Raw genomic sequence first — 11,521 nt, 5'->3', positions numbered from 1 at the left:
GGGTCGCCTCCCGTACGCAGGCCGGCAACCCGGTGCTGGACTCGCTGTTCCGCTCCGTCCGGGCCAACCACCCGAAGGCGGACCTGGCCCTGCTCGAGCGGGCCTACAACACCGCGGCCGAGATGCACGGCACGCAGATGCGCAAGAGCGGTGACCCGTACATCACGCACCCGCTCGCCGTGACCACGATCCTGGCGGACATCGGGATGACCGAGTCCACCCTGGTCGCCGCGCTCCTGCACGACACCGTCGAGGACACGCCGTACACCCTGGACCAGGTTCGTGCGGACTTCGGTGAGGAGGTCGCCCGGCTGGTCGACGGGGTGACCAAGCTCGACAAGGTCAAGTACGGCGACTCCGCGCAGGCCGAGACCATCCGCAAGATGATCGTCGCGATGTCGCGCGACATCCGGGTGCTCGTGATCAAGCTCGCCGACCGGCTGCACAACATGCGCACCCTGCGCTACGTCCGGCAGGAGACCCAGGAGCGGGTCGCCCGCGAGACCCTCGACATCTACGCCCCGCTGGCGCACCGGCTGGGCATGAACACGATCAAGTGGGAGCTCGAGGACCTCGCGTTCGCCACGCTGCATCCCAAGATCTACGACGAGATCGTCCGGATGGTCGCGGAACGGGCGCCGTCACGCGACCAGTTCCTCGCCGAGGTCATCACCGCCGTCGAGGCGGACCTGCGCGAGGCCAAGATCAAGGCGACGGTCACCGGCCGGCCCAAGCACTACTACTCGATCTACCAGAAGATGATCGTCGGCGGCCGCGAATTCTCCGACATCTACGACCTGGTCGGCATCCGCATCCTGGTGGCCGACGACCGGGACTGCTACTCGGTCCTGGGCGTGCTGCACTCGCGGTGGAACCCGGTCCTGGGCCGGTTCAAGGACTACGTCGCGATGCCGAAGTTCAACATGTACCAGTCCCTGCACACGACGGTCATCGGCCCGCAGGGCAAGCCGGTCGAGATGCAGATCCGGACCTTCGGCATGCACCGCCGGGCCGAGTACGGTGTCGCCGCGCACTGGAAGTACAAGGAGGACGGCCGGGCGGGCGTCGACACCGACAAGGCCGGTGACGTCGATGACATGACCTGGGTCAAGCAGCTGCTCGACTGGCAGAGCGAGGTCGAGGACCCGGGCGAGTTCCTCGAGTCGCTGCGCTTCGAGATCAACCGGGCCGAGACCTATGTCTTCACCCCGCGCGGTGACGTGATCGCCCTGCCGGCCGGCGCCACCCCCGTCGACTTCGCGTACGCCGTCCACACCGAGGTCGGGCACCACACGATAGGAGCCCGGGTCAACGGCCGTCTGGTGCCGCTCGAGTCGACCCTGGACAACGGCGACGTGGTCGAGGTCTTCACGTCCAAGTCGGCCAACGCGGGGCCCTCCCGCGACTGGCTCGCGTTCGTGAAGTCACCGCGGGCCCGCTCCAAGATCCGGCAGTGGTTCACCAAGGAGCGGCGCGACGAGGCGATCGAGCAGGGCAAGGAGCAGATCGCCAAGCTGATGCGCAAGGAGGGACTGCCCCTCAAGCGACTTCTCTCCCAGGAGACGCTCACCCAGGCCGCGGAGCACTTCAAGCTCGCCGACATCACGGCGCTCTACGCCGCGGTGGGCGAGGGCAACGTCTCCGCGCAGGCCGTCGTACGCCGGGTCGTCGACATGCACGGCGGCAACGAGGGCGCCCAGGAGGACCTCGCCGAGGCAGTCACGATCACCGGGCGCCGCCAGCGCAGCAAGATCGGCGCCGGCTCCGACGCGGGCGTGGTCGTCAAGGGTGCGCCGGACGTGTGGGTCAAGCTCGCGAAGTGCTGCACCCCGGTGCCGCCCGACGACATCCTCGGGTTCGTGACCAAGGGCGGCGGCGTCTCGGTCCACCGGACCGACTGCACCAACGCCGCTGAGCTGCGCACCCAGCCCGAGAAGCTGCTCGAGGTCGAGTGGGCCCCGACCAGCCAGTCGTTGTTCCTGGTCAACATCCAGGTCGAGGCGCTCGACCGGGCCCGGCTGCTGGCCGACATCACGATGGTGCTGTCCGACGCGCACGTGAACATCCTGAGCGCCAACCTGCAGACCACCCGCAACCGGGTCGCCAAGTCCCGGTTCACCTTCGAGATGGCCGAGGCCAAGCACCTCGACAACGTCCTCAAGGCGGTCCGCTCGGTCCCCGGCGTGTTCGACGCCTACCGCGTGACCCAGTGACACGCCGGCGCCGCCGAGACGGCGTTGCTGACGGGCAGTAGCGCCGACTCGCGAGGGTGCTAGCTGTAGTCGGCGCTGACCTGCTTGGCCATGTCGAGGAAGGACCGCCGCGAGGTGAGGTCGGCCTCCAGCTCGGCGACCAGCTTGTCGTTGCCGGCGGCACGGGCCTCCTCGAGGTCGGCCTCGGCCTTGGCGATGGCGACCTCGAGCTTGGACACCATGTCGTCCGCGCGTGCGGACTTCTCCGGGTCGGAGGCGCGCCAGCGCTCGTCCTCGATCGACCGGACCGCCTGCTCCACGGCGCGCATCCGGCCCTCGAGCTCCTTCATCCGGTCCCGGGGGACCTTCCCGGCCGCCTCCCAGCGGTCCGCGAGATCACGCAGCGTCCTCTTGGCGGCGTCCAGGTCGGTGACCGGGAGCAGCGCCTCGGCCTCGGCGAGGATCTTCTCCTTGACCTCGGCGTTGGCGGCGAACTCGGCGTCCAGGGCGGCGTTGGCCGCGTCCCGGGCGCCGAAGAACGTGTCCTGGGCACCGCGGAACCGCTTCCAGAGCTCGTCGTCGATGTCTTTCGGCGCGGCACCCGCTGCCTTCCACCGGCTCATCAGGTCGCGGTAGCTCCCGGCGGTGGCGCCCCAGTCGGTGGAGCCGGCCAGGGCCTCGGCCTCCTTCACCAGCCGCTCCTTGATGACCCGGGCCGCCTCGCGTTTCTCGTTCTGCTCGGCGAAGTGGGTCTTGCGTCGGCGGGTGTACGTCGTCCGCGCCGACGAGAACCGCTTCCAGAGCTCGTCGTCGGAGGCCCGGTCGATCCGGGGGAGTGCCTTCCACTCGTCGAGCAGGCTGCGGAGCCGGTTGGCCCCGGCCCGCCAGTCGCTGCCGGTCGCGAGCTTCTCGGCCTCGGCGACGATCTTCTCCTTGGCCGCCTTGGCCTCGACGGCGCGCTGCGCCTTCTCGGCCTTGCGGGCCTCGCGCTGGGAGGCGATGACCGGGCCGAGGGAGTCCAGGCGGCCGATGAGGGACGCGAGGTCACCGACCGCGTTGGCCTCCGCGACCTGCGCCGAGACCGTCTTCACCGACGCCGCGGCCTCCTCGGGGGACATCACCCCGGAGCGGACCCGCTGGCCGAGGAGGTCGACCTCCGCGGCCAGCGCCTCGTAGCGCTTGGTGAAGAAGGCCATCGCCTCCTCCGGCGACCCGGCGGGGTACTGACCGACGGCTCGCTCGCCCTCGGCCGTCCTGACGTAGACGGTGCCGTCGTCGTCGACCCGTCCCCATTCGTGCACCGACCCCTGGCTCATCACTGCGTGATGATAGTCAGCGCCGGCCGTGGGCCACTCGGCGGTGCGAAACCGATGCGGCCTCGTGACCTCCTCACAGATACGGTGGGCCGGTGCTGATCGCCGGCTTCCCCGCAGGACCGTGGGGCACCAACTGCTACGTCGTCGCGACGGCTCCCGGCACCGAGTGCGTGGTCGTGGACCCGGGGATGGACGCGACCGAGGGGGTGGCCGAGGTGGTCCGCCAGCACCGGCTCAAGCCGGTGTCGGTGCTCGTCACGCACGGTCACGTCGACCACATGTGGTGCGTGGCCCCGGTCGCCGGGACCTACGACGCCACCGCCTGGGTCCACCCCGCCGACCGGCACCTGCTCTCCGACCCGATGGCCGGGATGTCGCGCGACACCGCACAGATGCTGCTGGGCGGGGACTACTCCTGGGCGGAGCCCGACGACGTCCGCGAGCTCGGCGACCTCCAGGAGCTCGAGCTGGCCGGGCTGCGGTTCGCCGTGGACCACACGCCGGGGCACACCGCGGGGTCGGTGACCTTCCGGTCGCCGTACGCCGGCGCCGAGGACGTCTCGGAGGTCATGTTCTCGGGGGACCTGCTCTTCGCCGGGTCGATCGGGCGCACGGACCTGCCCGGCGGCGACCACGCGACCATGCTGCGCAGCCTGGCCACCAAGGTCCTCCCGCTCGCCGACGACGTGGTCGTCCTGCCCGGGCACGGGGAGCAGACCTCGATCGGCCGGGAACGGGCCACCAACCCCTACCTGCAGGACCTCCCGGTCCGATGAGCCAGAAGCCCACCCCGCTGAGCGGGTTCCCTGAGCTGCTGCCCGCAGAACGCGTCGTCGAGCAGCAGGCGATCGACGTCCTGCGAGGGGTCTTCGAGCTGCACGGCTTCGCCGGCATCGAGACCCGGGTGGTCGAGCCGCTGGACCGGCTGGCCAAGGGCGGCGAGATCGACAAGGAGATCTACGTCCTGCGCCGGGCTCTGTCGGATCCCGGGACCGAGGACGAGTCCAGCGACCTCGACGGCCGGGTCCTGGGTCTGCACTTCGACCTCACCGTGCCGTTCGCCCGCTACGTCCTGGAGAACTCCGGCAAGCTCGAGTTCCCCTTCCGGCGCTACCAGATCCAGCCCGCGTGGCGTGGCGAGCGCCCCCAGATCGGCCGGTACCGCCAGTTCACCCAGGCCGACGTCGACATCGTGGGCCAGGGCGAGCTCGCCTTCCACCACGACGTGGAGGTCATGCGGGTCATGGTGGACGCGCTCGCCGCGCTGCCGCTGCCGCCGGTGTCGTTCCAGTTCAACAACCGCAAGCTGATCCAGGGGTTCTACCGGGGGCTCGGCATCGCCGACGTCACGGCGGCGATCCGGGTCATCGACAAGCTCGACAAGCTCCCGGCCGAGGTCGTGGCGCAGCAGCTGGCGGACCAGGCGGGAGCCAGCGCGGAGCAGGCCGAGCGGTGCCTCGAGCTGGCGTCCATCCGGGTGGCCGACACCTCGTTCGTCGAGCAGGTGCGCGCCCTGGGTGTCGAGGACGACCTGCTCGACGCCGGTCTGACCGAGCTCGCCGCGGTCGTCGAGGGCTGCGCGGCGGCGGCCACCGACCGGGTGTCGGTCGAGGCCAACCTGCGCATCGCCCGCGGTCTCGACTACTACACCGGCACCGTCGTCGAGATCTTCATGAGCGGGTACGAGCACCTGAAGTCGGTCGGCGGCGGCGGCCGGTACGACGCCCTGGCGGACGACGGCAAGAACGTCTATCCCGGCGTCGGGGTCTCCTTCGGCGTCTCCCGCACGCTCGTCCCGCTGATCGCCGACGGCGTGCTGAGCGGCAGCCGGTCGGTGCCCAGCGCGGTCCTGGTCGCGGTGGCCGACGAGGCGTCGCGGCCGGCGAGCGACGCGGTGGCGTCCGCGCTGCGGGCCCGCGGCATCCCGTGCGAGGTGGCCGCCTCGCCCCAGCGGTTCGGCAAGCAGATCCGCACCGCCGAGCGCCGCGGAATCCCGTTCGTCTGGTTCGCGCCGACGGGCGATGATGGCGGCCACGAGGTCAAGGACATCCGCAGCGGCGACCAGGTGGCCGCCGACCCGTCGACCTGGTCACCCCCCGACTCCGACGTGCGACCGCACGTCGTCCTCCAGCAGTGAGAAGGACAGCACCGTGATCCGCACCCATGACGCCGGCAGCCTGCGGGCCGAGCACGCCGGTGAGACCGTGACGCTGGCCGGCTGGATCGCCCGCCGCCGCGACCACGGCGGTGTCGCGTTCCTCGACCTCCGCGAGGCCAGCGGCGTGGTGCAGGTGGTGGTCCGCGACGAGGCGGTGGCCCACCAGCTGCGCAGCGAGTTCTGCGTGAAGGTGACCGGCGAGGTGAGCCTGCGCCCCGAGGGCAACGCCAACCCCAACCTGCCGACCGGCGAGGTCGAGGTCATCACGACCGACCTCGAGGTGCTCAGCTCGTCGGAGCCGCTGCCGTTCCCTGTCGACGACGCGGGGTCGTCCGGCGGCGAGGTGGGGGAGGAGGCGCGCCTCAAGCACCGCTACCTCGACCTGCGCCGTGCCGGGCCGCGAGCCGCGATGGTGCTGCGCAGCAAGGTCAACAAGGCCGCGCGCGACGTCCTGGACCGGCACGGCTTCATCGAGGTGGAGACCCCCACGCTGACCAGGTCCACCCCCGAGGGTGCGCGGGACTTCCTGGTGCCCGCCCGGCTCCAGCCCGGGAGCTGGTACGCCCTGCCGCAGAGCCCGCAGCTCTTCAAGCAGCTGCTGATGGTGGCCGGCATGGAGCGCTACTTCCAGATCGCCCGCTGCTACCGCGACGAGGACTTCCGCGCCGACCGGCAGCCGGAGTTCACCCAGCTCGACGTCGAGATGAGCTTCGTCGACCAGGACGACGTGATCGCGGTCTCCGAGGAGATCCTGGTGGCGCTGTGGGCCCTGGTGGGCCACGAGGTCCAGACGCCCATCCCGCGGATGACCTACGCCGAGGCCATGGCCCGCTACGGCACGGACAAGCCGGACCTGCGGATGGGCCTCGAGCTCGTCGAGTGCACCGACTACTTCAAGGACACCCCGTTCCGGGTGTTCCAGGCGCCGTACGTCGGCGCTGTGGTGATGCCCGGTGGCGCGAGCCAGCCGCGCAAGCAGCTGGACGCCTGGCAGGAGTGGGCCAAGCAGCGGGGGGCCCGAGGCCTCGCGTACGTCCTCGTCCAGGAGGACGGCGAGCTCGGCGGACCGGTGGCCAAGAACCTGTCCGAGGACGAGCGGGCCGGCCTGGCTGCGCACGTCGGCGCCCAGCCCGGGGACTGCGTCTTCTTCGGGGCCGGCGCCGTCAAGAGCACCCGGGCGCTGCTCGGGGCGGCCCGGCTGGAGATCGGCCGGCGCGGGGGCCTGATCGACGAGTCCGCGTGGAGCTTCCTGTGGGTCGTGGACGCGCCGCTCTTCGAGCCGGCCGACGACGCGACCGCGGCCGGCGACGTCGCGGTCGGTGCCGGCGCCTGGACCGCGGTCCACCACGCCTTCACCTCGCCGCAGGACCTCGCCTCGTTCGACCGCGAGCCGGGTGACGCCCTGGCGTGGGCCTACGACATCGTCTGCAACGGCAACGAGATCGGCGGCGGCTCGATCCGTATCCACTCCTCGGAGGTCCAGAAGCGGGTCTTCGCGGTCATGGGCCTCGGCGAGGAGGAGGCCCAGGAGAAGTTCGGGTTCCTGCTCGACGCATTCCGTTTCGGCGCCCCGCCCCACGGCGGCATCGCGTTCGGCTGGGACCGGGTGACCGCGCTGCTGGCCGGCACCGACTCCATCCGTGAGGTGATCGCGTTCCCCAAGTCGGGCGGCGGGGTCGACCCGCTCACGGACGCTCCTGCGCCGATCACGGCCGCCCAGCGCAAGGAGGCTGGCGTGGACGCCCTCCCTGCGGAGGATGTCCCGCCGAGCGACTGAGACACGGCAAGGCTTCTCGCGCTGACCGAGGCCCTGAGACCAGATTGTTACCCCCGGGAGACCCCCGTTACGGTCTGTTTCACATACAGTCGCCCACGGTTGTCCGGCCCGATGGGGCGATGCGACCGACGTACGACACGCAGGAACCGTCCGACGCACAACGGCTCATCTCGAGGTGGACATGGGTATTCCGGCAACGGAATCAGTGGCGCAGGCGCCGCTGGAGGAGGAGGCTCCTCGACCCCGCGACAAGAAGGACAAGGACTTCCACGGTCGCTCCCCGCTGCAGATCGCGCTCGGCCGGCTGCGGCGCGACCCGGTCGCCGTCTTCTGCGGGATCGTCGTGCTGCTGCTGGTGCTGGCCGGCGTCTTCGCGAGCTTCATCAACGACCTGCTCCAGATCAACGGGACCGGCCAGGGCCCGTACGCGCTCGACAACGTGACGGCCACCGACTACACCGGCCTCCCGATCGTCGGACCGCCCCTGGGCGACTTCACGTGGGAGCACCCGCTCGGGATCGCGCCCGGCACCGCGTACGACAACCTGGCCCGCCTCCTGCTCGGGCTGCGCACCTCGCTCCTGATCGCGACGGTCGCCACGGTCGTCAGCACCGTCGTCGGGGTCGTCATCGGCCTGGTCGCCGGGTTCTCGCGTGGCTGGCTGGACCGGATCATCTCGTTCGTCATCGACGTGTTCCTGTCCTTCCCCTTCATCCTCGGGGCCCTCACGGTGGCCCCGATCCTGGTGGACCGGTTCGGGCAGAACGCCGACAGCCTGGCCTACGCGCAGAAGCTGGCCCTGATCGGGATCCTGGTGATCTTCGGCTGGATGGGGCTCGCCCGCCTGATCCGTGGCCAGGTGCTGTCCCTGCGGGAGCGGGAGTTCATCCAGGCGGCGCAGGTGATCGGGGCACCGACCAGCCGGATCCTGTTCAAGGAGCTGCTGCCCAACCTGGTGGCGCCGATCGTGATCGCCATCTCGCTGGGTCTGCCGGCCTTCGTGGCGGCCGAGGCCGGCCTGTCCTTCCTCGGCATCGGGCTGACGGGTGAGCCGTCGCTCGGCCAGATCGTCGAGGCGGCGCGTGGCTACTACAGCGAGTACCCCCTCTACCTGTTCGCTCCCGTCGCCGTGATCGCGACCCTGGTGCTCGCCCTCAACCTGCTGGGCGACTCGGTCCGCGACGCGTTCGACCCCAAGACTCGCCGGTGACGAAGGTTCACCGTTCGGGAATCACCACGGAAAGGGTGGCTAGCACTATGCGAAGGACAACTCGAGCCCTCGTGGCCTTGTCCGCCGCCGGAGCGCTCGCACTGAGCGCCTGCGGCGGGGACGGCGACGACGACGGCGACAACGAGCCGGGGACCACCGCCCCCACCGGCACCACCACGGGCGGCGACACCGGCGACGCGATCGACCCCGATCGGGAGGGGCCGCGCGAGATCGAGGGGGCCGAGGAGGGTGGCACCGTCAAGGTGGTCTCGTTCACGCCCAACGAGACCATGCACCCGAGCGAGATCTACTACACGCACACCTACGGCGTCGGCAGCGGCCTGCTCTACCGTTCGCTGACCCAGTACGTCATCGAGGACGGCTCGCCGATCCTGGTGCCCGACCTGGCCACCGACACCGGTACGCCCAACGAGGACTTCACCGAGTGGACGTTCACGATCCGGGACGGCGTGAAGTACGAGGACGGCACGCCGGTCACGGCCGAGGACGTCAAGCGCGGCATGGAGTCCTCCATGGACCTCGAGACCTTCCCCGAGTCGCCGGGCTTCTACTCGCAGCAGTACTTCGAGGGTGGCGCTGACTACAAGGGTCCCTACACCGACCCGGGCGCCCAGCTCGACTCCATCGCCGTGGACGGCAACACCATCACGATCACGATGGCCACGCCGTTCCCGGACATGCCCTACTGGGGTGCCTTCCCGGCGAACGGCCCGCTCCCGGCGTCGGCGCTCGAGGACCCGGTGGCCTACGCCAACAAGCCGCTGTCGACCGGTCCCTACAAGATCGCCGACTACACGCCCAAGAAGACGCTGAGCCTGGTCCGCAACGACCAGTGGGACCCGGCGACCGACCCGGGCCGCACGCAGTACCCCGAGGCCTGGGAGTTCGACTACACGGTCCCGAGCGAGCGGATCGACGAGACGCTGCTCAACGACCAGGGCGACGCCGCCAACACGATGACGTTCGACGACGTCCTCGGCACGGACTACCGCAAGTTCCAGGAGCAGGCCGCGGACCGGCTGGTCCCGGGCGCGACCCCCTGCACCCGCTACTGGGCGGCGGACATGCGCAAGATCACCGACCTGGCCGTCCGCCAGGCGATCGCGCTGGCCTACCCGACCCGTTCGGCGATCAAGGCCGCGGGGCTCATCGAGGGCGTCAACCGCTACCCGGCCGACGCGCTCCTGCCGCCCGGCACCCCCGGTCGCGTGGACTACACCGTGGTCGAGGGCATGGAGCCCGGCACGCCGGACCCGGAGGCCGCCAAGGCGCTGCTCGAGCAGGCCGGTGCGCTGGGCTTCGAGCTGAAGTTCCTGTTCACCAGTGACGACCCGGACGCGGTCAACGCCAAGGACGCGATCGTCAAGGGGCTCGAGGAGGCCGGCTTCAAGGCCACCCCCGTCCCGACCACGCTGGAGAACGCGACGACCGACCGGGAGAACCCCAACCTGGACATCAACATCCGTAGCGCCGGCTGGTGCGCGGACTGGCCGTCGGGTGGTTCGTGGTTCCCGGTGCTGCACAAGACCGAGGACATCGAGGCGCTGGGCCAGATCAGCCAGAACTACGCGCTGTTCTCGGAGCCCGAGGTCGACCAGCGGATCGACGACATCCTGGCGCTGCCGATCGAGGACCAGGCCGACGCCTGGGGTGAGCTCGACAAGTACATCAGCGAGACCTACCTCCCGCTGATCCCGCTCACCTACGACGGTGTCATCTCGGCCCACGGCTCCAACGTCAACGGGCACGCGAACGACCCGACGATCGGGATGCCCACCTTCAAGGACGTCTGGCTGACCCAGTAGTCGCCCAGAAGTCACCGTGAGGTGAGGTCGGTGCCCGGGCACTCCCCGGGCACCGACCGCCAGACGTTCACCCGGCCGGGGCGGGTCCACCGACCCGCGCCGGCCGGAGCACTTCCTAGGGACGACCGTCCCGTGGTCCACTGAGGTCGGGAGAAGGGCAGGTCTCGCAACGTGTTCGGTTACATCGTGAGGCGAGTGTTCACGGCACTGCTGGTGCTCATCCTGACCTCGATGATCGTCTTCGGGATCTTCTTCCTCGGGCCGAAGAACCCGGCCAAGCCGCTGTGCGAGGCACAGCAGCGCTGCACGCCGGAGAAGCTCGAGCGGCTCGAGCGGCGGATGGGCCTGGACAAGCCCGTGCACGTCGCCTACGGCGAGTGGGCCAAGGGGCTCTTCGTCGGCCGCACGGTGGCCTACTCCGACACCACCAAGTTCGACTGCAGCGCCCCGTGCCTGGGCATCTCCTACAGCAACAACGCGGAGGTGACCGAGGAGCTGAAGGAGAAGTACCCGGCGACCCTGTCGCTGGCGCTCGGTGGCGCCGCCATCTACCTGACGATCGGGGTCATCACGGGCGTCTTCGCGGCCCGATATCGCGGCACCGTGATCGACCGGGCGCTGGTCACGAGCACGCTCGTGGTGTCGGCCATCCCCTACTACCTGATCGCGCTGCTCGCCTGGATCTTCCTGACCCAGAAGTATCCGATCTTCCCCGACACCCAGTACAGCCCGTTCCTCGACAACCCCGCGACCTGGGCAGGTGGTCTCCTGCTGCCCTGGCTGGTGCTCGGCCTGACCAACGCCACGCAGTACTCTCGCTACACGCGCGGCCAGATGGTCGAGACGCTGGGCGAGGACTACATCCGCACGGCGGTGGCCAAGGGGCAGAAGGAGAACGTCGTGGTGTTCCGGCACGCACTCCGGGCTGCCATCATCCCGGTCGTCACGATCTTCGGGCTCGACTTCGCCACTCTCCTGGGTGGCACGGTGTTCACCGAGTTCATCTTCGACATCGAGGGCATGGGCCGGTGGGCCCTGGGGG

8 protein-coding genes are annotated in these 11,521 nt (G+C 70.1%); 7 read left to right on the top strand and 1 reads right to left on the bottom strand.

Translation table 11 applies throughout. The annotated features are described in order from the left end of the window. Positions 1-32: 32 nt before the first annotated feature. Positions 33-2,213: a bifunctional (p)ppGpp synthetase/guanosine-3',5'-bis(diphosphate) 3'-pyrophosphohydrolase gene (locus JHD21_RS16140; protein ID WP_292677278.1), complete on the top strand. Its 2,181-nt coding sequence runs from the start codon at positions 33-35 to the stop codon at positions 2,211-2,213. 59 nt (positions 2,214-2,272) lie between these two features. Here the strand turns inward: JHD21_RS16140 and JHD21_RS16135 are convergent, their stop codons facing one another. Continuing rightward, a complete protein-coding gene (locus tag JHD21_RS16135) occupies positions 2,273-3,508 on the bottom strand; it encodes a DUF349 domain-containing protein (RefSeq protein WP_292677276.1) in 1,236 nt (411 codons plus the stop codon). A gap of 92 nt (positions 3,509-3,600) precedes the next feature. Here JHD21_RS16135 and JHD21_RS16130 point away from each other — a divergent pair, with 92 nt between their 5' ends. The 6 genes from JHD21_RS16130 to JHD21_RS16105 form a co-directional block, all read left to right on the top strand. After that, positions 3,601-4,284, top strand: coding sequence for an MBL fold metallo-hydrolase (locus JHD21_RS16130; RefSeq protein WP_292677274.1), 684 nt, complete (start codon positions 3,601-3,603; stop codon positions 4,282-4,284). Next, positions 4,281-5,645 carry a histidine--tRNA ligase gene (gene hisS / locus JHD21_RS16125; RefSeq protein ID WP_292677272.1) on the top strand — a complete coding sequence of 455 codons (1,365 nt, stop codon included), beginning with the start codon at positions 4,281-4,283 and terminating at the stop codon, positions 5,643-5,645. The genes JHD21_RS16130 and hisS overlap by 4 nt, the downstream gene beginning before the upstream one ends. A gap of 13 nt (positions 5,646-5,658) precedes the next feature. Then, entirely contained in the window at positions 5,659-7,443 is a 1,785-nt protein-coding gene (aspS, locus tag JHD21_RS16120; RefSeq protein WP_292677270.1) for an aspartate--tRNA ligase, read from the top strand. Positions 7,444-7,624: 181 nt separating this feature from the next. Further along, a complete protein-coding gene (locus JHD21_RS16115; RefSeq protein WP_292677268.1) occupies positions 7,625-8,653 on the top strand; it encodes an ABC transporter permease in 1,029 nt (342 codons plus the stop codon). A gap of 47 nt (positions 8,654-8,700) precedes the next feature. Continuing rightward, positions 8,701-10,479, top strand: a complete 1,779-nt coding sequence (locus JHD21_RS16110; protein ID WP_292677266.1) for an ABC transporter substrate-binding protein — start codon at positions 8,701-8,703, stop codon at positions 10,477-10,479. 186 nt (positions 10,480-10,665) lie between these two features. Then, a partial coding sequence (locus tag JHD21_RS16105) for an ABC transporter permease (RefSeq protein WP_292677264.1) occupies positions 10,666-11,521 on the top strand: 856 nt, incomplete at its 3' end.

It is taken from the genome of Nocardioides sp. (assembly GCF_016462705.1).
Taxonomy (GTDB): domain Bacteria; phylum Actinomycetota; class Actinomycetes; order Propionibacteriales; family Nocardioidaceae; genus Nocardioides.
This window is presented reverse-complemented; position numbering and strand designations above follow the sequence as displayed.

What these genes read in the sequence shown, in the direction of transcription:
- JHD21_RS16115 (WP_292677268.1), top strand. Translation starts at nt 7,625, where the DNA reads ATGGGTATTCCGGCAACGGAATCAGTGGCGCAGGCGCCGCTGGAGGAG.
- JHD21_RS16110 (WP_292677266.1), top strand. Translation starts at nt 8,701, where the DNA reads ATGCGAAGGACAACTCGAGCCCTCGTGGCCTTGTCCGCCGCCGGAGCG.
- JHD21_RS16135 (WP_292677276.1), bottom strand. Translation starts at nt 3,508, where the DNA reads ATGAGCCAGGGGTCGGTGCACGAATGGGGACGGGTCGACGACGACGGC.
- hisS (WP_292677272.1), top strand. Translation starts at nt 4,281, where the DNA reads ATGAGCCAGAAGCCCACCCCGCTGAGCGGGTTCCCTGAGCTGCTGCCC.